The sequence below is a fragment of the Pantoea sp. GM01 genome (genome assembly GCF_000282675.1).
GTDB classification, from domain to species: Bacteria; Pseudomonadota; Gammaproteobacteria; order Enterobacterales; family Enterobacteriaceae; genus Pantoea; species Pantoea nemavictus.
Genome location: NZ_AKIU01000029.1, coordinates 147169 through 169634 on the forward strand (window position 1 = coordinate 147169; position 22466 = coordinate 169634).

General features: G+C 54.6%; 20 protein-coding genes. 18 read left to right on the forward strand and 2 right to left on the reverse strand.

Translation table 11 applies throughout. The features are described 5' to 3' along the window. Positions 1-103: 103 nt before the first annotated feature. Positions 104-622 carry a terminase small subunit gene (locus PMI17_RS08400; RefSeq protein ID WP_052013349.1) on the forward strand — a complete coding sequence of 173 codons (519 nt, stop codon included), beginning with the start codon at positions 104-106 and terminating at the stop codon, positions 620-622. Next, a complete protein-coding gene (locus PMI17_RS08405; protein ID WP_007888209.1) occupies positions 615-2090 on the forward strand; it encodes a hypothetical protein in 1476 nt (491 codons plus the stop codon). Before PMI17_RS08400 ends, PMI17_RS08405 begins: the two co-directional genes overlap by 8 nt. A gap of 48 nt (positions 2091-2138) precedes the next feature. Here PMI17_RS08405 and PMI17_RS08410 read toward each other — a convergent pair whose 3' ends face one another. Then, on the reverse strand, positions 2139-2510 hold the full coding sequence (locus tag PMI17_RS08410; protein ID WP_007888212.1) for a Gp49 family protein: 372 nt from the start codon (positions 2508-2510) through the stop codon (positions 2139-2141). Between the two features lie 606 nt (positions 2511-3116). On the opposite strand from PMI17_RS08410, the gene PMI17_RS08415 reads away from it, so the two are divergent. From PMI17_RS08415 to PMI17_RS08485, 15 genes are read left to right on the forward strand one after another with little or no spacing between them, the layout of a single operon-like run. Next, complete coding sequence (locus PMI17_RS08415) at positions 3117-3323, forward strand: hypothetical protein (protein WP_007888215.1); 207 nt, start codon at positions 3117-3119, stop codon at positions 3321-3323. An 18-nt stretch (positions 3324-3341) separates the two neighbouring features. Next, positions 3342-5003: a portal protein gene (locus PMI17_RS08420; RefSeq protein ID WP_007888225.1), complete on the forward strand. Its 1662-nt coding sequence runs from the start codon at positions 3342-3344 to the stop codon at positions 5001-5003. Beyond that, the gene (locus tag PMI17_RS08425; protein ID WP_007888229.1) at positions 5000-5305 is read left to right on the forward strand and encodes a hypothetical protein; all 306 of its coding nucleotides are present in this window, start codon (positions 5000-5002) and stop codon (positions 5303-5305) included. Before PMI17_RS08420 ends, PMI17_RS08425 begins: the two co-directional genes overlap by 4 nt. After that, positions 5305-5754: a hypothetical protein gene (locus tag PMI17_RS08430; protein ID WP_007888231.1), complete on the forward strand. Its 450-nt coding sequence runs from the start codon at positions 5305-5307 to the stop codon at positions 5752-5754. The genes PMI17_RS08425 and PMI17_RS08430 overlap by 1 nt, the downstream gene beginning before the upstream one ends. 9 nt (positions 5755-5763) lie before the next feature. After that, positions 5764-6483: a hypothetical protein gene (locus tag PMI17_RS08435; protein WP_007888233.1), complete on the forward strand. Its 720-nt coding sequence runs from the start codon at positions 5764-5766 to the stop codon at positions 6481-6483. An 11-nt stretch (positions 6484-6494) separates the two neighbouring features. Beyond that, complete coding sequence (locus tag PMI17_RS08440) at positions 6495-7481, forward strand: major capsid protein (RefSeq protein ID WP_007888238.1); 987 nt, start codon at positions 6495-6497, stop codon at positions 7479-7481. Between the two features lie 52 nt (positions 7482-7533). After that, positions 7534-7971, forward strand: coding sequence for a Bbp16 family capsid cement protein (locus tag PMI17_RS08445; protein WP_007888240.1), 438 nt, complete (start codon positions 7534-7536; stop codon positions 7969-7971). A gap of 11 nt (positions 7972-7982) precedes the next feature. After that, positions 7983-8345, forward strand: coding sequence for a hypothetical protein (locus tag PMI17_RS08450; RefSeq protein ID WP_007888243.1), 363 nt, complete (start codon positions 7983-7985; stop codon positions 8343-8345). Between the two features lie 51 nt (positions 8346-8396). Further along, entirely contained in the window at positions 8397-9002 is a 606-nt protein-coding gene (locus PMI17_RS08455) for a hypothetical protein (protein ID WP_007888245.1), read from the forward strand. Continuing rightward, entirely contained in the window at positions 9002-11473 is a 2472-nt protein-coding gene (locus PMI17_RS08460) for a hypothetical protein (protein WP_007888246.1), read from the forward strand. The genes PMI17_RS08455 and PMI17_RS08460 overlap by 1 nt, the downstream gene beginning before the upstream one ends. Next, positions 11473-11937 carry a hypothetical protein gene (locus tag PMI17_RS08465; RefSeq protein WP_007888247.1) on the forward strand — a complete coding sequence of 155 codons (465 nt, stop codon included), beginning with the start codon at positions 11473-11475 and terminating at the stop codon, positions 11935-11937. Before PMI17_RS08460 ends, PMI17_RS08465 begins: the two co-directional genes overlap by 1 nt. Continuing rightward, on the forward strand, positions 11937-12509 hold the full coding sequence (locus tag PMI17_RS08470) for a hypothetical protein (protein ID WP_007888248.1): 573 nt from the start codon (positions 11937-11939) through the stop codon (positions 12507-12509). Before PMI17_RS08465 ends, PMI17_RS08470 begins: the two co-directional genes overlap by 1 nt. A gap of 10 nt (positions 12510-12519) precedes the next feature. Beyond that, on the forward strand, positions 12520-15045 hold the full coding sequence (locus tag PMI17_RS08475) for a hypothetical protein (RefSeq protein WP_007888249.1): 2526 nt from the start codon (positions 12520-12522) through the stop codon (positions 15043-15045). Next, the gene (locus PMI17_RS08480) at positions 15042-16871 is read left to right on the forward strand and encodes a hypothetical protein (RefSeq protein WP_007888250.1); all 1830 of its coding nucleotides are present in this window, start codon (positions 15042-15044) and stop codon (positions 16869-16871) included. The genes PMI17_RS08475 and PMI17_RS08480 overlap by 4 nt, the downstream gene beginning before the upstream one ends. Before the next feature lie 2 nt (positions 16872-16873). Continuing rightward, positions 16874-19381, forward strand: a complete 2508-nt coding sequence (locus PMI17_RS08485) for a hypothetical protein (protein ID WP_007888253.1) — start codon at positions 16874-16876, stop codon at positions 19379-19381. 437 nt (positions 19382-19818) lie between these two features. Here the strand turns inward: PMI17_RS08485 and PMI17_RS08490 are convergent, their stop codons facing one another. Further along, positions 19819-20079 (reverse strand): hypothetical protein, encoded by a 261-nt coding sequence (locus PMI17_RS08490; protein WP_007888255.1) that lies wholly within the window; start codon positions 20077-20079, stop codon positions 19819-19821. A 175-nt stretch (positions 20080-20254) separates the two neighbouring features. Between PMI17_RS08490 and PMI17_RS24465 the strand changes: the two genes are divergently transcribed. Then, positions 20255-22456: a hypothetical protein gene (locus PMI17_RS24465; protein WP_007888259.1), complete on the forward strand. Its 2202-nt coding sequence runs from the start codon at positions 20255-20257 to the stop codon at positions 22454-22456. Positions 22457-22466 lie beyond the last annotated feature (10 nt).

The window sequence follows — 22466 nt, forward strand, 5'->3', positions numbered from 1 at the left end:
TGTTATGATTACCAAAACGGTAACTATTCCCCGGTGCCGTGGTAATTATTCAGGAGTGCTGAACGTGCCGAGACCCCAGCCCAAGACAAAGCTCACAGAGCAGATGGTTCGCTACTGCGAGGAGTACGTCAAAAACCCCGATGACCAGACCGCGTGCGCCATTGCTGCAGGCTATAGCGAATCTACTGCTGCGCAGTCAGCAAGCCGACTGATGGCCGATCAGCGCATCCTCGATCGCATTGCCGATATGCGCCAGGCACGCAACCGCCGCACCAAGATTGACGCCGATACCGTGCTGCTGAAGCTGTCCGAGATGATCGAGGCTGACGTAGGAGACATTCTCGACGAGAACGGCGCTATCAAGCCCATCAAGCAATGGCCGGAAGTCTGGCGCAAGTCCGTGTCCGCCTTCGACGTGCTGGAGATTGATGACGGCACCGAGGTGCGCACCACGCTGAAAAAAGTGAAGCTGCTGGACAAGGTGAAGATTCTGGAGCTGATTGGCCGGCACGTAGACGTTTCCGCGTTCCGCGACAAAGTGGAAGTGGATGTGAACTTCAGCCTGGCCGATCGCCTGGCAGCGGCACGCAAGCGCGCGGCGCAGGATGACGCCAATGAGTAATGCCGCTGTCGATCTGGAGATGCAGCTGGTGGATGACATCGCGCGGTTCACTCACGACCCGTACGGTTACGCGCAGTATGCATTTCCATGGGGTGAAGAGGGTACCGATCTGGCCTTCGCCAAAGGTCCGCGGCAGTGGCAGGCAGAAGCGTTTAAAGAGATTGGTGAGCACCTGCAAAACCCTGAGACACGACACCAACCGCTGATGATGGCGCGCGCATCCGGTCACGGGATCGGCAAGTCCGCGTTTATCTCGATGCTGATTAACTGGGGGATGGCGACCTGCGAAGACTGCAAGGTTGTCGTGACTGCCAACACCGAGAACCAGCTGCGTACCAAAACGTGGCCAGAGATTACCAAGTGGTCACGCCTGGCGATTCACAGCCACTGGTTCAACCCGACCGCCACAGCGATGTACAGCACCGACAGCGGCAGGGATAAGAGCTGGCGCGCCGATGCTATTCCGTGGTCTGAGAACAACACAGAGGCATTCGCAGGGCTGCACAACGAGCGCAAGCGCATCATCCTGGTATTCGACGAAGCATCAAACATCGCCGATTTGGTGTGGGAAGTTGCCGAGGGTGCGCTGACGGATGAGAACACAGAAATAATCTGGATTGCGTTCGGTAACCCGACGCGCAACACCGGCCGGTTCCGCGAGTGTTTCCGCAAGCTGCGCCACCGCTGGAAGACAAAGCAGATCGACAGCCGCACCGTAGAGGGCACGAACAAAGAGCAGCTGCAGAAGTGGGTGGACGATTACGGCGAGGATAGCGACTTCGTTAAAGTTCGCGTGCGCGGTCAGTTCCCGTCTGCATCTGAAACGCAGTTTATCCCGTCCGGCCTGACCGATGCCGCCGTGGGGCGCGTTATTACAGAGGCGCAGGTAGCGCACGCGGCCACAGTTATCGGCGTTGACCCATCCCATCAGGGCAAAGACCCAGCTGTTATCTATCTGCGGCAGGGGCTGCACTGCAAGAAGCTGGGAGAGTACCCACGCACCACCGATGATGTGTGGTTTGCCAAAACCGTTGCTGACTTCGAAGACCAGTACAAAGCTGATGCGGTGTTCATCGATTACGGCTATGGCACGGGCCTGAAGTCAGTGGGTGATAACTGGGGCCGCAACTGGCAGCTGATTCAGTTCGGCGGCGGATCGACAGATCCAGAGATGGCGAACAAGCGCGGCGAGATGTACAACTCAGCTAAGAAGGCGCTGAAAGAGGGCGCGCAGCTGGACAGCCAGGAACTGGCGGACGAGCTGTCAGCGCCGGAGTACAAAGTCAGGTTGAAGGACAGCCGCAAGGTGCTGCAGGACAAGGAAGAAGTCAAAGAGACGCTGGGCCGCTCACCAAACAACGCCGATGCCTATGTTCTGACGTATGCCTTCCCGGTGGTGAAAAAGCAGTTTGGCACGCCGGGGCAGGAGCAGGGACGCAGCGATTGTGATTACAACCCGTATGACTGATAACAAAAAGCCCGCCGATGTGCGGGCTTAGTGTGACATGTCACGGCGTTATTCTTCGCTCAAGCGTTGTTTCAGCAGATAACCTTCCAGCATCCAAATCTTATTCACCGCATTTTCACGGGCAATCTTGCGCCCGATCTCAGCGTCGAAGTTCTCCGGGCTGGCGCAGGCGCTTTCGCCGGTTACCGTAAAGCCGTTTTTCAGAACCAAAACGCAGAAGGTAAGCAGGTGCAATGCTTCAGGCCATTCCGGAATTTTCACAGATGGTTCCCGCTGCTCTTCAATGAATGCGAAATTGGCGCCATCATTTGCAGTGAAGTAATGCTCGCTGGTAATGACGCTCTGGATGTGGTCAGGCGTAACGCGCGGTGCCGTTTTGCCTTTGGCTTGAATCTCCTGCTCGATATCTTTGTCAGACATAAAACCTCCAGATAAAAAAATGCCCGCAGGGCGCGGGCAACACAGATTCCAGACCTCTATCAGGATTGCACCTCTTTGGGTACAGAGAGAAACCATCGTAATGGCGTCCGTCTGTAGCTAAAAAGGGGCGGCTCAGCAAACTGGCGAGTAAAATCTGAGCCGCCTAATAACACAGCAACGGTCCTACAGGTACATCGGTGATGACACTCATCGTCTCTAAAGCGTCCGAAAACACCCGACGAATGCCATCAACGATGTGAAGTAGTGCCGGGTGCCTCCCGGTGCTCTGGCCGAACTGACAACCTCCAGAGCGGTTTTAGACTTTGAGCACCAACCGATCGTGTAATCGTTGATGCCAGTTCTCCGCGAGCGCATAGCCGCATTCACCACATCAAACCGTGCCGGGATGATGCCCGGCTTATCCACCGCCTTTACTTTTAAGCCCAATATCCTGCTGCGGTACTCCGGGCTGTGGTCGCATGTCAGCACTCCTCACGCCCTGATAATTACCATATTGGTAACGCGTGTCAAATCTTTTTCTCAGTTATTGGTAAATAAAACCCACATATGGTTTAATTTTGGTAATTCTTCAAGGGAGTTACAGCCATGTGCATGGGTTCAAAACCTTCCGTCCCATCAGCCGCAGAAGTACAAGCCGCGCCACAGGCGCAGGACAGCGCCGTCATTGACGCGCGCGATGACGAAACACGCCGTCGCCGCGCTGCTGCCGGTCGTGCCTCAACCCTGCTGACTGGTTCACAGGGCGATACCTCACAGGCCAATACCAGCAATAAAACGCTGCTGGGCCAGTAACAACGTATCGGGGCGATCATGGCTAACGAGACACTGAAACAGAAACTGAACAAGCAGCTTGGGCTGCTGAAGCAGGAAAGAACCTCTTTCGAATCGCACTGGCGCGACCTGTCTGATTTCATCAGTCCGCGTTCCAGTCGCTTTCTCGTTTCCGAAGCCAACCGCGACGACCGCCGCAACACCAAGATTGTTGACCCAACGGCAACGCTGGGTGAGCGCACGCTTGCCAGTGGCATGATGTCAGGCATCACCAGCCCGGCGCGCCCGTGGTTCAAGCTGGCGCTGCCGGATCCGCAGATGATGGATTACGGCCCGGTCAAACAGTGGCTGGAGACTGTGCAGAACCGCATGAACGACATGTTCAACAAGTCGAATCTGTACCAGTCGCTGCCCATTGTTTACGGGCAAATCGGCACGTATGGCACCGCAGCAATGGCCGTGCTCGAGGATGACGAAGACGTAATCCGCACGTACCCATTCCCGATAGGCAGCTATTACGTTTCGAACAGTTCACGCCTGAGCATCGACACCGTGTTTCGTGAATTCCGCATGACCACGCGCCAGCTGGTGGAGCAGTTCGGCCTTGATGCCGTCAGCGAAACCGTTAAAGGCCAGTGGACAACGCAGAACACCGAATCATGGCACGACGTCATTCACGCCATTTACCCGAACGTTAACCGCGAAACCGGCAAGCTGGACGCAAAGAACAAGCGGTTCAAATCCGTTTATTTCGAGAAAGCTGGCGATGACAAGGTGCTCCGCGAATCTGGGTACGACGAACACCCCGTTCTGGCGCCGCGCTGGGAAGTGAACGGCGAGGACGCCTACGGCAGCAACTGCCCTGGCATGACTGCACTTGGTCAGGTTAAAGCGCTGCAGCTTCAGGGTAAGCGCCGCGACCAGCTGATAGACAAAGCCACCAACCCGCCGATGGTCGGGCCTTCTTCGCTCAAAGCGCAGCGTGTTTCGCAGCTGCCTGGCTCAATCACTTACGTCGATCAACTGTCCGGGCAGGACGGATTAAAGCCGCTCTACCAGGTGAACCCGCAAACCAATGAGCTGATGGCCGCTATTCAGGACACGCGCGAGATTATCCGCAGCTCCTATTTCGTCGACCTGTTCCTGATGCTGCAGAACATCAACACCCGCAGCATGCCGGTGGAAGCCGTCAATGAGCTGCGCGAAGAGAAGTTGCTGATGCTCGGCCCGGTGCTCGAGCGTCTGAATGATGAATTCCTTGATCCGCTGATTGACCGCGCGTTTTCCATCATGGTGCGCAAAGGCATGTTGCCGCCGGCGCCTGAAGTAATGCAGGGCATGCCGTTACGTATCGAATACATCTCCGTGATGGCGCAGGCACAGAAATCCATTGGGCTTTCCAGCCTGTCGCAAACCGTTGGCTTTATCGGCCAGCTGGCGCAGTTCAAACCCGAAGCACTCGACAAGCTCGACGCTGACCAGGCGATCGATGCCTTCTCTGAAATGTCAGGCGTATCTCCAACCGTGATTGTTCCGGATGAAATGGTCGCGCAGATCCGCAAGCAGCGCGCTGAACAGGTGCAACAGCAGCAGCAAATGCAGATGGCGCAGATGGCGGTGCAGGGTGCTAAAGACCTGAGCCAGACCAGCACCGAAGGGCAGAACGCGCTGACAGCTATGGCGGGTGGTGCGCAGCAATGACCGATTTTGACGATGACAAGGCGCTGCAGGATGCCGAACAGAAGCGTAAGAACCTGGCAGATCGTACCCGAGATGACCTGATTCACGTGATGGGAAGTCAACAGGGTCGCCGTGTTATCTGGAAACTTCTGGATTCTGCCGGCGTGTTTTCCATCTCGTTCACTGGCGACAACAACGCCACCAATTTCAATGAAGGCCGCCGCAGTGAAGGCCTTCGCCTGTTCTCCGATGTGATGGCGCACTGTCCTGATCTGTACATGACCATGGCGAAAGAAGCCAAAGAAGACGAGGAAAAATCCTGATGCCGTACACCGATATCAAGTTTGTCCGTACCTCTTCAATTGCAGAGCTGGAAGCAATGATCCCGCCTCTGCTGAAGCAGGGATATCAGCCTTACGGCGTGGTTCAGATCCGTAACTCGCCTAACTCACAGGGCGGCTACGACTTCTTCCAGGCAATGGTGATGGGTGACAGCTCCGTGCTGGCGGCGAATCAAAAGCTAATGACCGACGGCGATGCCATCACCGTGCAGAACAGCGCCGGTGCAGCCGTATCGGGAACGCACAAAATTGCCATCGTGAACGGTGCGCTGGTGCTGAAACTTGATGCGACCGTCGCGCCGCTTATCAACGGACAGGTGCAGAACAGCGTGCCTGTAACGAACAACGCTTTGCTATCCATCGGCACCACAAATCGCAAGGTCACCAGCACGGTGGCAGCGGGTGCGCTCACCAACTTAACCATCGTGTAAAGAGGTTTTATGAACGCGTTATTTCGCAAGTTATTCATCCGCCACCAGTCAGAAGCTGCTTCTGCTGAGGCACCTGCTGGCGGTGATGCTGGCGGCGCAGCCGGTGGTGCAGAGCAATCAGCAACGACTCAGACCACCGATGGCGCACAGGGTGAAAACCAGCCGGGCGCAGAAGGCGAACAAAGCAAGCCTGATGCTGAAGGCGAAGGCAAGCCAGGCGAAGAGAAGGCGCCAGACGGTGAGAAGAAACCGGATGAGAAGAAGCCAGAAGGTGCGCCCGAGAAATATGAATTTGCGGCACCCGAAGGCAGCGAGCTCGACAAAGAAGCGCTGGAACATTTCGAACCAATCGCTCGCGAACTGAACCTGAATCAGGAGCAGGCGCAGAAGCTGGTTGATCTGTATGGCAAAGAAGTAATGCCGAAGCTCATCGCCAAGCAGGCTGAGAGCTGGCAGAAGCAAACCGCTGAATGGGCGGTAGCAGCTAAAGACGACAAAGAGATTGGTGGGGAGAAATTCCCGGCCAACCTGGAAAAAGCAAAGCAGGCAATGGACAAGTTCGCCAACCCTGAATTGCGCACTTATCTGGAGGAGAGCGGCCTGGGTAATCACCCTGAGCTCATCCGCCTGATGGTAAACGTAGGCCGGGCCATGTCGGAGGACACCCTGGTTACGTCAAACGAGAAAGGCCAGCGTTCGGCGGCCGACGTTCTTTATGGCAAAAACTGAGGAAATAAACCATGGCTGTTAAAGGCTTAACTGCGCTGACGCTGGCTGACTGGGGTAAGCGCGTAGATCCGAATGGCAAGATCGATAAGATTACTGAGCTGTTGTCTCAGACCAACCCGATCCTGCAAGACATGCTGATTGTCGAAGGCAATCTGCCAACTGGCCACCGCACGACTGTTCGCTCTGGTTTGCCAAACGCGACATGGCGCCTACTGAACTACGGTGTGCAACCAAGCAAATCAACCACCGTCCAGATTACTGACTCTATCGGCATGCTGGAAAGCTATGCGGAAGTGGATAAATCCCTGGCGGATCTGAATGGCAATACTGCTGAATTCCGTCTTTCTGAGGATCGGGCTTTCATCGAAGCGATGAACCAGCAGATGGCACAGACACTGTTCTACGGTGACACCAGTGTCAACCCGCAGCAGTTCATGGGCCTGTCTTCTCGCTACTCCAGCAAAACCGCAGGCAACGGTCAGAACATTATCGATGCAGGCGGCACCGGCACAGATAACACATCGATCTGGCTGGTGGTGTGGGGTGAGAACACTGTTCACGGCATCTTCCCGAAAGGTCAGAAGGCTGGTCTCAACATGGAAGACAAAGGCCAGCAGACGCTGCGCGACGCCAACAACAACCCGTATGAAGGTTATCGTACCCATTACAAATGGGATAACGGCCTGACTCTTCGCGACTGGCGCTATGTCGTTCGTATCGCAAACATCGATGTTAGCGACCTGTCAACGCCAGCAGCTGCAGCAAACATTGTCAGCCTGATGGTTAAAGCGCTGCATCGCATCCCTAACCGTGGCATGGGTAAGCCTGTGTTCTACATGAACCGAACCATTGGCCAGGCTCTGGATCTGCAGTCGCTCGACAAAGCATCGTTGGCGCTGAGCGTAAAAGAGACTGAGGGCGAATGGTGGACTTCGTTCCGTGGTGTGCCAATCCGTGAAACTGACGCAATTCTGGAAACAGAAGCGCGCGTTGTTTAACGCCTGTCATTAACTGGTGGGCTGGCAACGGCCCATGCATGGAGAAACAAAGATGATCCTCGACAAACTGTTGATGTTCTCCGAAGCGCAGGCGGTTACCGCAACTGCTGCTTCGACTGATGTTATCGACCTCGGTCCGATCGACGGCACCCGCCGTGATATCGGCGTTGGTTATCCTCTGGAGCTGTTCGTCAACGTGAACACCACAGCCACCGCTGCAGGTGCGGCCACGGTGAACATCCAGCTGCAGACGAGTGCAGATAACAGCTCATGGACCACGCTTACCGCAAGTGGTGATCTGGCGCTGTCTGCTCTGACTGCGGGTAAACGCGTGTATTCCACCAAAGTACCACAGGGTGTTCAGCGCTATCTGCGCATGAATTACGCCGTTGGTACTGGCCCGCTGACCGCTGGTGCGTTCACCGCCGGCATTAACCTGGACGTGGATAACAACTCACCGTATCCAATCCGTTCACGCATCACTGGTTAAGGGGCGCGTAAATGTCACAGGAAACCGCAAAGTATCGCGTTCTGCGCCTCTCTCACATCAATAACAACCTGTGGCCGGAAGGCTCAGAAGTTGAATATGACGGTGAGCCGGGCAGCGCGCTGGAGCCACTGAACGAAGCAGCGAAAGCTGCGAAGAAGAAGGCAGAGAGCAAAGGCAAAGGGCAATCAGCGCAGGCCGTTGTGCCGAACCCGTCATCACAGCAGCCAGGTGAAGTCGACAATCCGGGTGATGACGATCTGGACAAGCTCCGCGAAGAGTACGAAGCGCTCTTTAACGATAAGCCGCATCACAACACCAAAGCTGAAACCCTCCGCGAGAAAATCGCTGAGAAGCGAAAAGAACTCGGTCTCTGACCGGCGATAAGCAAGGGGCCGGTTGGCCCCTTCTTTTTCAGGAGAATCACTGTGGCTTCCGTCATCGAGATCTGCAACATCGCGCTGAGCCGCCTCGGCAACAGTCGCACCATCAACAGCCTGAGCGAGCAGAGTAAAGAGGCTGGTCTTTGCGATCTGCATTACGACTCTGCGCGCGAAGAAGTGCTGTCTGACTTCAACTGGAATTTTGCCACTAAGCGCGTGGCGCTGGCAGATACCGGTGATGCGCCTGGAGACTGGCAGTTTGCCTATCGTTATCCGACTGATGGACTGCGCATAATTGAAATTATGGTGCCCGGTATGCGTAATGCACCGGAGCGCATGCGAATCCAGTATGAAGTTGGCAGCGACAGTGATGGCACCGGCCGCCTAATTTACACCGATCAGCGTGATGCGTGGCTGAAATACGTGGCGAAGGTGACGGATCCGAACATGTTTGATGCACTGTTCCGCAGCGCGCTTGCATGGAAGCTCGCCGCAGAAATCGGGATGCCGCTGGCCTCCGCGCCGACGCTGGTGCAGAACGCACTCACCATGTATGCGCAGATCATCCGCAGCGCGGGCAGCCACTCGATGAATGAAAGCCAGGAACCGGTAGAGCCGGAAAGCGAATTTACCAGCGCGAGGTTGAGCTGATGGCTAACAGCCTGATTCAGCCGTCGTTCGCCGGCGGTGAGATTTCTCCAAACGTATACGGTCGCGTTGACCTCGCCAAGTATTCAGTGGCGCTACGCCGCTGCCGTAATTTTATCGTGCGCCAGTATGGCGGCATTGAGAACCGCCCGGGCACACGCTTCATTGCCGAGGCCAAATATCCAAACCGTAAGTGTCGCCTGATCCCTTTCCAGTTCTCGACGGTGCAGACCTACGCGCTCGAGTTCGGGCACCTGTACATGCGCGTCTATAAAGACGGCGGGCAGGTGCTGACCAGCAGCAATGTTGTATATGAGCTGGCAACGCCCTATCAGGAAGCAGACCTGTTTAACCTGAAATTCACGCAGTCAGCTGACGTGATGACTATTTGTCACCCATCGTATGCTCCGCGGGAACTGCAGCGTTTCGCGCATGACAATTGGGCGATCGTCGAGGTGGTGACCAAGAGCGGGCCTTTCGAAGATATCAACATTGATGATACCAAAACGGTTTACGCGAGCGGTGAAACGGGAACGATTACCCTGACGGCCAGTAGCGCTATCTTCGGTGCTGAGCAGGTGGGCAAGCTTTTCTATCTTGAGCAGCCAGCTGTTGACTCGGTGCCTGTATGGGAGACCAGCAAAACCACCGCTATTAACGATGTGAGGCGAGCAGACAGCAGCTACTACCGTGCTAACACGGCTGGCAAAACTGGCACGCTACGACCATCTCATACCGAAGGTATGGCGTGGGATGGGTGGGGTGGAACAGGAGATGATGACACCGGCATTCAGTGGGAATACCTGCATTCAGGGTTTGGCATCTGCCGCATCACTGCTGTTGCAGGTAATGGACTGAGCGCCACCGCCACGGTAATTTCCCGCATCCCATCCAATTCCGTGGGCAGCACCAAGGCGTCATACAAGTGGGCGCGTTACGCATGGAACAGCGTGAACGGCTATCCCGGAACGGTCGTTTATTATCAGCAGCGTCTAATCTTCGCCGCGTCTAAAGCGTTTCCTCAGACGGTGTGGTGCAGTCGCTCGGGTGACTACAAAGACTTTGGTAAAAACAGTCCGGTCACCGATGACGATCGCATCATCTACACCTATGCAGGCCGGCAGGTGAATGAGATTCGACATCTGATTGATGTCGGTTCACTAATGGCGCTGACATCCGGCGGACAGTTTCAGGTTACCGGCGATCAGAATAAGGTGCTGACACCAGCGTCATTCTCGTTTAGCTCGCAGGGTGCTGATGGTGCCAGCTCTACGCCACCAATCATCGTGAGCAATATTGCGCTATTCATCCAGGACAAGGGCAGCGTGGTTCGCGACCTTGCCTATTCGTTTGACGTTGATGGGTATCAGGGTAGCGATCTGACCGTGCTGTCAAACCACCTGTTTCAGGGTTATCAACTGGTGGACTGGTCGTTTACGGTGGTGCCGTACTCAGCCGCCTGGGCAATCCGTAATGACGGAATGTTGCTATGCCTGACTTATTTGCGTGATCAGCAGGTGTTTGCCTGGGCGCCGCAGCCCTCAGATGGCAAGTTCGAATCGACCTGCAGCATCAGCGAAGGCACTGAAGACGGCGTGTATTTCAGCGTGCAGCGCACTGTCAACGGTGTGACGAAGCGCTACATCGAACGCCTCAACAGCCGCCAGTTTAACGACGATCAGGACGCTTTCTTTGTTGATTGCGGGCTGAGTTATGACGGACGCAACGCTGATACAGCGCGCACCATGACACTATCCAGCACCGGAGACTGGAAGTGGACAACCCCTATGACGCTGACAGTGTCGGGCGCGGCGCTATTCACTGCCGCTAGCGTGGGCGATGCCGTGCATCTGCCATACACCGAAACCGAAGACGGAGCGATCATTGATAAGACACTGCGCCTGCAGATTCTTAGCTACGTCAGTGGCAACGCTGTCAGCGTGCAGCCAAACCGTGATGTGCCGCTGGCATTGCAGAGCGTGGCCACTTCGAACTGGTCATTAGCTCGCGCAAAATTCAGCGGGCTTGCACACCTTGAGGGGAAGACACTGAACGTGCTTTCCGATGGAAATGTTGAACCTCAGAAAGTGGTCACCGGCGGTTCAATCACGCTCGATACTCCCGGATCCGTTGTGCATGTTGGCCTGCCAATCACTGCCGAGTTCGAAACGCTCGATATCAACATCAACAATCAGGAAACGCTGCTGGATAAAAAAATGATCATCTCGCAGGTTAGCCTGGTGGTGAACGCCAGCCGCGGCGTTTTTGCCGGTACCGATGGGCAGCGACTCTTTGAATATCCACAGCGGGAGTTTGAGTTTTATGATCAGCACGTAGAAGACGCCACCGGCGTTATCGATCTGGCAATTGATGCGAACTGGAGTAAAGGCGGTCGCGTCTATATCCGCCAGACAGATCCTTTACCTCTGTCAGTGTTGGCCGTTATCCCGTCCGTCACCGTAGGAGGCCGCTGATGCCAAAGGTTCAGGTTATTCCAGCAACACCAGAGCATGTCGCCGAGTTGTTGCCACACATCCGCCAGGCAGATATTGCTGAGTTCGAATCAGGCTGGGGGTTGTCTCCAGAGCAGGTGCTTGATTACGGCTTGCGCTATTCGACCGGCTGCTGGGCAGGTCTTGCGAATGACGAAGTAGTAAGCATCTTCGGTGTAACGCCTGCCAGCATACTGACTGGCTACGGCACCCCCTGGCTGGTTGCATCCGATCGCCTGGATAAATATTCCCGCGCCTTCATCCGGCACAGTCGCCCGCTGCTGCGCGGCATTCTCGAAACCTATCCACGCCTCGAAAACTATGTTGATTCCCGCAACGTAGCCGCCAAGCAGTGGCTGCACTGGATGGGGTTCAAACTCGATGAACCTGCACCCGTAGGCCCGAACAGCATCCCGTTTCATCGCTTCACCATGGAGAAAAAATAATGTGCGGACCAGTTGCAGTTGGTGTAGCCATGCTTGCGGCGGCGGCCGCGTCTGCTTACAGCCAGCGACAGAACTCTAAATATCAGTCACGCCTGGCGGAATATAACGCTGACGTGCAGGAGAAATCAGCCGACGCAGCAGTCAACGCTGGCAACGAACAGGCGGCGCAGGCACGCGCACGGGCGCGACAATTACAGGGAACGCAGGCGGCCACGCTGGCAACTAATGGCATCGACCTGGGTGGCGGCACGGCGGTGGATATTTTTGCTGATACAGCGCAGCAGGGCGAGCTTGATGCCCTGACCAATGTGAACAATGCGCAGCGTCAGGCTTATGGTTTGCAGGCGCAGGCTGCAGGCAACAGATCACAGGCATCTGCCTTCACGTCCTTTGGCAACCAGCAGGCCGGTTTAACGCTGCTCAATGGTGCAATCAGCGCGTTCGGTGCTTACAGCAGCGCAGGCGGTAGCAGCATGATGGCGTCAAGCGGTGGGGGTGCAGCCAGCAATAATTCGAACGCTTTCGGCAGCCTGCAAAATTCGCGCTATGGCAGCAACAGCTACACATTCTGAGGATCGATGAATGCCAACAGTTCCTACGTATAACCAGCGCCAGACCTCAGATCAGGGATTACCGGCGCCGCAGGTTAATGTGCAGACGACCCCGCTTAACTTCGGTGGAGCAATCGGTGAAATCGGCAACAAGGTTGCGGGTCTTCTCGGTGAGAGCATCCAGAGAGCTAACGTTGCTAAGCAGCAGGAAGCCATGCAGCAATTCCAGGCTTTCGCCGATGACCAGTTCAATAATACTGACACCGGTCTGATGACGAAGACCGGCAAGAATGCGATTGGTCAGGCTGAGCCAATGCTCGCCAGTCTGCGGAGTAAAGCCGATGAGCTATCACAGCAGATCCCGGAAGGCATGCGCCCGCAATTCATGGCGCAGATCAACGAGATGGGCATGGGATATAAGCGTCAGGCGCTGCGCTATGAAATCGGTCAGACACAGCAGTATGAGAACGACCAGTTTCAGGCAACGCTTAACACCGGCATTAAATCGGCGTCATCGCTCTACAGTGACAATCAGGCATATGTCGCTGCCAATAAGCAGATATTCAGCCAGATCGATGAATACGGTTCGGCGCATGGCTGGAGCACGGAACAGATTCAGGCCAAGAAAATTGAGTTCAAAGAGGCTACCGCGCGGCAGGCGGTCGAGAATCAGATCGGCGCAAGCTATGTGGATTTCATCCAGCAGAACGGCGAACCGGCGGACGTGGGCGGCGCAATGCGTGTCCCTTCGGTAGATGCCGGCGGCAGCACCGGGGATGCGCGCGGCATTCGCAATAATAATCCCGGCAACATCCGCATGTCTGGTTCTAAATGGGAAGGCCAGACTGGCGATGACGGCGACTTCGTGAAGTTTGCCACGCCTGAGCACGGCATTCGCGCGCTGGGCCGCAACCTGCTTTCCTATGATCGCCAGGGTTACAACACCGTTGAGCAGATCATTAGCCGCTGGGCGCCGCCAAACGAAAACAAGACCGACAAATATATCGCGGATGTTGCGGGTGCTCTTGGCGTTCCGCCAAACACGCGCCTTGATCTCACCGACATCAGCACGCTAACTAGCCTGTCTAAAGCCATCATTAAAAAGGAGAATGGACAGAGTAATTACACTGACGCGCAGATTTCATCAGGGCTGCAGGCTGCGCTGGGCGTAAGTTCTTTACCTCCGGCGCAGGACGCAATGAAGCGCCTGACCGGGATGTCCGCGTTTGATGCGCTGAACACAGAAGACCAGGGCAAGTTCATGCGTCAGGCTGAAGCGATCGGCAACCAGCAGCGCGCGCAATACCGCGGGCAACTGGAAGGCGTGCTGAAAGATGCCACCGCCGCTTACATGCGCGGCAAGGAATATCCAAACGCACCGGGTCAGGCCGAGTTCATTCAGGCTTATGGCTATTCCGATGGCATGAAGAACTATGACCAGTTCCGCCATACGCAGCAACTTGGGTCAGATATTGGCGCGGTGCAGAATTTGCCGTTCTCATCACAGCAGGCTTTGCTGCAGGATCGTCAACCCGTTCCGGGCGAAGGATATGCAGCAGCTGCCAGCCGTTACGATTCACTGACGCAGGCGGTGGACTATGTGAATAAAGCGCGGCAGGCCGACCCGGTAAACTATGCCCAGCAGCAGCAGATACTTGATCCGGTTTCTGTTGGTAACGTCCAGCAGTTTGGCGCCGGGCTGGCACAGCGCGCTAACATGATGCCGCAAATCTCGCAGCAGTACGGCACGCCGCTAAAGGTTTTCAGCAAAGAAGAGGCCGCGCAGCTTGGGCAGATTTTCAAAGAGGCGCCGATCAGCCAGCAGGTGGCATACCTTGACACCATGCGTCAGAGCATTGGCGACAAGCGAACCTACATGGCTGCGTTGCAGCAGGTTAGCGAATCAGCGCCTACCGCTGCGGTGGCGGGCATAATTATGGATAAGCCAGGCGCAATCACCGCGCAGAAAAACCTGCTTTCCTCTGACGTGAATGTGAATCCTTCTGATGCAGCAATGACGATCCTTGAGGGCAACAAAGCGCGTAAGGGTGAAAAGGTTAAAGGGGAGCAGGCGGTAAAAGGTTTGCCAATGCCGAAAGACACTGAAATGCGCGCCGACTTCGCCAGCTACGTGGGTGACGCTTTCGCAGGCGATGCGCAGGGCGCGGAGATGGCATATCAGACCGCTCTCGACTATTACGCAGGCCTGAGCCAGCGCAAAGGCGATATCACTGGCGAATACGACACAAGCCGCTTTAAGCAGGCGATGGCCGTTTCTACCGGCGGAATCTATGACTACAACGGGCAGGGCAGCGTGATGCTTCCGTGGGGCATGGGCGAAACGGAGTTTGATGGCGCTGTTGATGCTGCGTGGAAAGACCAGGTAACCGGCGCCGGCATTAAAGCACCACCGGGCCAGTACGGTTTGCAGAGCTACGGCGACAGCCAATACCTGATCAAACTGGGCGCAGGATATTTACAGGACAACACCGGGCAGCCGGTGATTCTGGATCTGCAGCGTAAGCGTCAGCGGTTCAGCGGAGACATTCCACAATGAGTTATTTCGGACTGAACACCTCGAACCAGAACCAGTTGATGGACACGGCCGCGTCTAACCCGGTCCGCATGGGCAGTAATGATGTTGGCATGCTCGACAACATGTTTGGCGCTGCTGGCGCGGGAATTTACTCGGGTCTCGTAGCAAAACCTGATCAAGCTTTATGGGGGGCGATCGACACCGCTATTAGCCCGGCGGCTAAGTTTGTCAGCGACACCTTTGGCGTGAAAGACACATCAGCCGACTTCGCGGCAAACCAGCGCAAGCTTGCTGAACAGCAGGTTCGACGCCTGACACCCGACGCGGGCACTACCGGCACCGCTGGGCAGATCCTCTATGGGCTGTTTGATATGGGTTCGCAGGCGGTGGCTGGCACATTGCTGGGCGGTCCAGTCGGCGGCGCAGCAGTGGTCAGCGGGCTGCAGGGTTTCTCTGAGTTTGAACGCCTCCGGGCTGACGGCGTTGATGTATCGACAGCGCAGGAAGTGGCGCTGGCGCACGGCATTACCGCCGGGGTTGGCACGCTGTTGCCAATGAGCATCGGCCTGCGTGCTGGCGGTGCGCTGAGTGAAGGTATCGGCGCGCAGCTTGCCAGAACAGGCGAGAGCACGCTGCGTAATGTCGCGGCTGCTACCGCTCGTGCCGTTCCTGATGTTGCTTATGCGGCGGGTACAAACGTTGCGATGGGTATGGCGCTGCGCGGCACCACGGCGGCAACGCTGCGTAAGGGCGGCTATGAGGATATGGCGGCGCAGTACGACGTGTTCGACCGTCAGGCGCTGGCGATTGATGCCGTGATGGGCGTCGCGTTCGGCGGCATCGGCCGGTTCATTAACGCGCGCGGCGAATCGGTGGCGGCTCCGGAGTTCTCGCGTGGCGATGTTGACGCGGCGCTGTCCATGAATGCGGCTCAGCATGCTGAAGTTGATATTGCTCCCGGCGTACCGGTTAACGTGCTTTCACGTAATGCACATGCTCAGGCGCTGCAGAAGGCAATGCGGGATCTGAGTCAGGGGCAACCGGTGGATGTGGCGAGTATCACCGCTGATGCATCATTCAATGAGATACTCGGACGCCGTAACTTAATCACGCAGTCGATTAATGAGGCGTTGATGGGCGCTGATGAAGGCTCAACGGCGCGCCTGGCTGAAACCCGCATGCTTGAAGATCAGGCTTCACAGATGCTTTCACGTGGCGATCGGAAGGTGTGGGAATCGGAAGTTGCCAACAGTGAGCGCCTGCTGGAAAACATGAATGCAGAGCGCGCCGCTATTCTCAGCGAGCAACCGGCAGGAAGTGGCAGAGACTTGTCGCGCGCACGCGCTGACAAACAAGCGAGGCTGCGTGATGTTGATCAGCGCATCGAATATTCAACCTCTCGCCTTACCGATGCGCGCAATACCCTGGCAGAACATGAACCCGGCGGCACTTTCTTTGAAGCGCGGGCAGAGTTGGCACGACGCGAACAGGCAGCTGCTGAACTCGATGCCCAGGCATTATCGTATTACCGCACACCTGATGTTAATCGTGCTGAACCTTCACCCGCTCAGACAGCACCACTGGCGGAGAACTCTCGCTCAGCACCGGCGCCATCGCAGCGTAATGCATCAGAACCTGGTGCACGCGCAGAGGATCCTGACTATCGCTATGCAGAAGAAACCCTGGCAACATCACCGGATATGAACATCACCGTCATTGATGCGGATGGAAATGCGCAGGTGCGCAGCGCGCGTGAATTGCTTGATGAAGCCAACCGCGAAAGTGAGCAGGCGGCGCAGGATGCCAGCCTTTACGATGTTGCCGTTAACTGTTTCTTGAGGGGATAAGAATGCGTCAGGAATGTATCAACGCCGTGCAGAAAGCCGCCAGCCGTAAGCTGACAGCGCAGGAAGTTCAGAATATCGAAGACCGCATCTACCGCAATATGCGCACGATTGCCCGTGACGATCCGGCGTCATGGCGAAACATGACCGATGCGGAGCGCCTGCGCCTGTCCGGACAGAAAGCTGCAGATGAGATACTGCAGGAAGCCGCGCTGAAGAAGCGCCGCGTAGCGCTGACTATTGCTGCCCGCAAGCGCCTGGATGATTTCGTTAACGCCTATCAGGGCAGGGATGGAAAGCTTGAAGCGCTGAACCGCACAATTGCGTTCCATGCTGACGGCAGATCAAACTTTCTGTCTGTGGAATCTCGCGGCAAGGCTACCCGTGATTATGCGCTGAGCCGAATTCAGGAAGCGTTTGAAGCGGTGGATCCGCGCTTTTTCCATCTCTTCGAAGATGAAGCTGGTGTGCGCGATCTGGTCTATGAAATCCGTGGTCAGGACACTGGCAACGTTAAAGCGAAAAAAGGTGCAAAGGCGTGGGCCGATGTAACCGAGCTGCTGCGCCGGCGCTTTAATGATGCGGGTGGCGATGTTGGTTTTCTGGAAAACTGGGGCGTGCCGCAACACCATTCAATGGAGAAGGTCGGACGCGTAACGCAGGAGCAGTGGGCGAGTGATGTGATCGGCAAGCTTGATCGCAAGTATTACGTCAAAGAAAACGGCGAGATGATGAATGATGCCGAAGTAATGGCATTCCTCGGCGAGGCATATACGACGATTGCCACGGGCGGGCTGAACAAGCTTAGCGATACCGGCATGCGCCTGTCAGGTTCGCGTGCTAACCGCGGCAATGCATCGCGCCAGATTCACTTTAAAGACGGTGACGCATACCTCGAGTATCAGAAGCAATACGGCGATCGTTCACTATGGGAAGTAATGGTTGGTCACCTGGAAGGCATCAGCAAAGACATCGCGTTGGTTGAAACCTATGGACCGAACCCGGATCACGTGTTCCGTTCAATGCTGGATGAGTTCACGGCTGAATCTGCCAAAGCCAATCCCGAAAGAACCGGCCGTGTTAAGCGGCTATCCAACAGCACAGAGAACCTGTACAACTTCATTGCAGGTAAAACGCAGCCGATCGCCAATCCTCACATCGCTCGCTGGTCTGACAATATCCGCAACTGGATGGTGGCGAGCCGCCTGGGTTCAGCGCTTCTGGCGTCTTTCTCCGATCTCGGCACCATGTACCTTTCAGCGAAAGTCACCAATCTCCCGATGAACCGGCTTTTCCAGAATCAGCTGGAAGCCATGAACCCGGCAAACCGCACCGAGCTGGCGCGCGCGCGTCGAGCTGGTCTTGCTATGGAGTCTCTGCTGGGAAGCGTTAACCGCTGGGCTATGGATAACATGGGGCCATCGCACTCGCGCTGGGCAGCAACGGCTGTAATGCGTGCCAGCGGCCTGACAGCGTGGTCTGACGCACACAAGCGCGCATATGGCGTCACGATGATGGGCACCCTGGGCGAAGTAGTGCAGCGCCATAGTGACATGTCACAGCTATCACCGGACGATTTCCGCATCATCAAAAGCAAAGGCGTAACAGATACTGACTGGAGCGTGTGGAAGCTTGCCGATCGCGAAGACTGGGGCAAGGGCAATGACACGATGCTGACGCCGGAAAGTATCATGCGCATTCCTGATTCTCAGGTCGCGCACCTCGGCGTGCCGGAACGCGTGAAATTTAATGCGATGCGCCGTCTACTTGGCGCGGTGGCGGAAGAAGTGGATATGGCGGTGATCACCCCAGGCGCACGCGAGCAGATGGTAACCGGTGGCGGGTTACAGCGCGGCACGTGGAAGGGCGAGCTGACGCGCAGCGTATTCCTGTTCAAGTCGTTTCCGATCTCCGTGGTCATGCGCCACTACGCGCGCGCGATGGGTATGCCGTCAGCGGGTGGCCGCGCAGCTTATATCGCCGCATTCATCGCCAGCACCACGATGCTTGGTGCGCTGTCGCAGCAGCTGAATGATATGGCATCAGGCCGCAACCCTCGCGCTATGGCAGGAGAGGATGCCGGTAAGTTCTGGCTAGGCGCGTTGCTTAAAGGCGGTGGGCTTGGTCTGTACGGCGATTTCCTCTTGTCGGATCACACTCGCTACGGCGGCGGCGCGCTGGCGTCCATGCTTGGGCCGGTGGCGGGGCTTATTGATGATGTGGTTAAGCTGGGCCAGGGCATCCCGCTAAACGCTGTGGAAGGGAAACCAGAGCAGACAGGAGGCGACCTTGTTAAGTTAGGTAAGGGGCTAATACCCGGCGCCAATCTTTGGTACGCTAAAGCTGCGCTTGACCATATGATCTTTAATCAGATGCAGGAATACTTCTCCCCTGGATATCTGCGCAAGGTCGAGCAGCGTTCCAAAAAGAACTTCAATCAAACCTACTGGTGGAGACCGGGCGACACTACCCCTGGAGACGCGCCGGACTTGCAAAAAGCTATAGGCAATTAAAATGAAGAAAGTAATTTTAGTTTTACTGGCGGCTGTATCGTTCTCCTCACTGGGCTCGACGACGTATAACCAGATCGGCGGAACCACTTACAGTAGCGATGGAACGTCATACAACCAGATAGGAGGCACTACCTATGGTAGTGACGGGTCAACCATGAACAGCATTGGCGGAACAACGTACGTCAATGATGGGAATGGGAATAGCACAAGTTACAACTCGATTGGTGGAACGACTTACGGTAGCGATGGGTCAACAATGAATCAGATCGGAGGTACCACGTACATCAACGATGGTCACGGCGGCACGACGACCTGCAACCAGATAGGTGGAACGACCTATTGCAACTGACAGACGGCCCGCATTGCGGGCTTTGTCTTTTGGAGGCTGTTGGCGTTATTACCGCTGCAGGTAAACAGGGACGGATAATTACCAGGCTTCAAAGTTTTTTTGCGCTATCCAGCAAATATTCCAGATGAGTAACCATCTCACCCTTAATCTTTCTTGCATCCTTAACATAGTTAAGTAGGGCGTTAACTTCATCCCGCGCACCACCAATATTGTTTCCCCGCTGCTCTAACTCTTCCAGAAGCCTGATGATTTTTGAATCACTGGCAAGTCTCCTAAGCCCATCATCCGTGTACAAATTTTCCGTATAGGCATCGCTGCCGGGGTAATGGTATGTGCCGTTTGGTTTCATTGAAAACGCCCTCCTGAATAAACTGTATATATATCCAGTAAATTCCGCAAGAATTTGAATGCATATGTAAGCGAAAATTATTGACGCCATTGCCAAAAAGTTCAATTACCAATTATCCATATAAGGATCGAATGCTGTAAACTTGCTGATAAATCACACACCAGGAGTCAGCGAGATGACCGTTTCAACAGTGGTTAACCACGAACAATATGATGGCAATGGTACTACCACAGTATTCCCTTACCGGTTCCGCATCCTTAAAGATAGTCACATGGTAGTAACCGCGAGCAATCCGGATGGGTTGCTGACCACGCTGGTGCTGGGTACTGATTACACAATCACCGGTGTTGGGCTGGTCAGTGGGGGTAGTGTTGTGCTGAACTCCGCCCTGGCTACTGGGTGGCAAATATCCCTGGATCGTGATTTGCCTGCCGTACAGGAAACAGATCTAAGAAATCAGGGTAAATTCTTTGCGGAGACGCATGAAGACGCCTTCGATTATCTGACGATGCTAGTGCAGCGGGCTTTATCTGTGTTTGGCTTAGCTCTTCGTAAGCCGTCTTGGATAGCGAAGTACTATGATGCTCAGGGCAACCGTATCGCTAATCTTGGAGATCCGATAAACCCGCAGGATGCATCGACTAAGGCCTATACAGATAGCGTCAACACGGCGAGCCTAAACAAAACTCTTCGTGTGCCTGAAGTCTATGTTGCACCGCTTCCCTCAATCACGGAACTCGAGGGGAAAGTAATTGGCTTTGTCGGTGGCAAGCCTGTGGGTGTACCTGTTCCGTCAGGAAGTGCGGCTGATGTTCTGATCCAGTTAGCAAAGAATACCGGTTCCGCGCTAATTGGAACAAACCATCGAGGCACTCTCGCATCAGACCTTAATGCTATAGACCGTCGACCTGATGGTTATGGTAATAGCATAGAGAACGTTCTTGCTAATGGTAAGGATGTACAGATTGAGAAAGATATCTCACAAGCATTTCCTGTAATTTTATCTCAAGAACAAGTATTTGATGGAGCTGGCGGCAAGCTGAATATAACTAGTCAAACAAGCTCTGGTGTATTAGCTGATGCAAGATCTAATGCAAATAAAGATTTCATTCGGATATCGTCAGCAAAATTATATGGAACTGTTATTGATTCTGATGGGTCCGCTGCAGCAGTTGCAGCATACGGAGCTTTTTTAAGGGATTTAGAATATCCAGTTATTGACGGGCTTTACGCAAACGGATTTACAGGAGGTGTAGCTAATATCAATACCGTATCCAGCGTTATCAAAAATGTTAGGGCTACAAATACCGTATACCATCCAACTCCTGTACGTGGAGGTTACGGAGTCTTTTTGGATGAGACTAGGCAGGCAATCATAGACGGCGTTCAGTTTGATGCTTCAAGTGCAAACAACGGCAGACATATGCTTTACGTTTCTCGAGGAGGGGGAGGAAACACTTATGACGGATGCCAGAATACTTTAGCAGTAAATATGATAGGCAAGTATAGGAATAAGGATAATAGAGATTTTTGGGGGATAAATGTTAGAAAGAGCACAAGAACTCTAGTTGGTAACACGATCATAGAGGGCGCGCCGGGTGGTGTTTCATATAATGTGGAGAATGGATACATTGAAAAGAGTATGCTTTTTAATTTAAGTGTATCTGTATTGAAGTATCAAAACGGCGTTGGGGTTTATGGCGTTACACAGACCTACGATGCATCCGATAATAAAGTGACAGGGTTTTTAGATAGTGGGCTTTCAATTGAAGTCAAACCTAAGGATTCAACTGTTAATGGTTCGGATTGTATCGGATACAGTGTAGCAGGGACAAATGGAAGAATAGCAAATCTGCTGACCAACATAAGCACCGCCGGCACTCCAATATTAATTCAGCCTGGTACTAAAAATGTCATCATTGACGGAGTACTTGATTACACTTCGGATAACAGCAGCGAGACGCTGGGTGCAATGATCACATTCACAGGAGGTGCTGGATTGTGTGACAACATAACAGTAAGGGGTGTAAAAACCCCTCGGAAAATGTTCGCTAGATTGACTGGTGTAACCAACCTTACTGTAGATTATACAAGGCAGGCAAGGATAACAGTTGCATCAGGTGTGGCAACAAAGTTTGATGACCATGAGCTAATTAGCACCATAACATTGAGTAGTACAGCCATAACGATAGTTTTCAATGCACACGCCACTCAAAAAGCTATTGAGGATGCTTCTGTTCGGCCTATAGGCGCTTATCAGGTATTTATGTCTTCAACTGCAAACAAAACTTTAGTTATAAACACGTATACTATTACTGGTGCCGTATTGAATCCTTTAACTACAGCAATCTCTCTAGGTTTAGTTTTATACAGTTAAAATGCAGGGC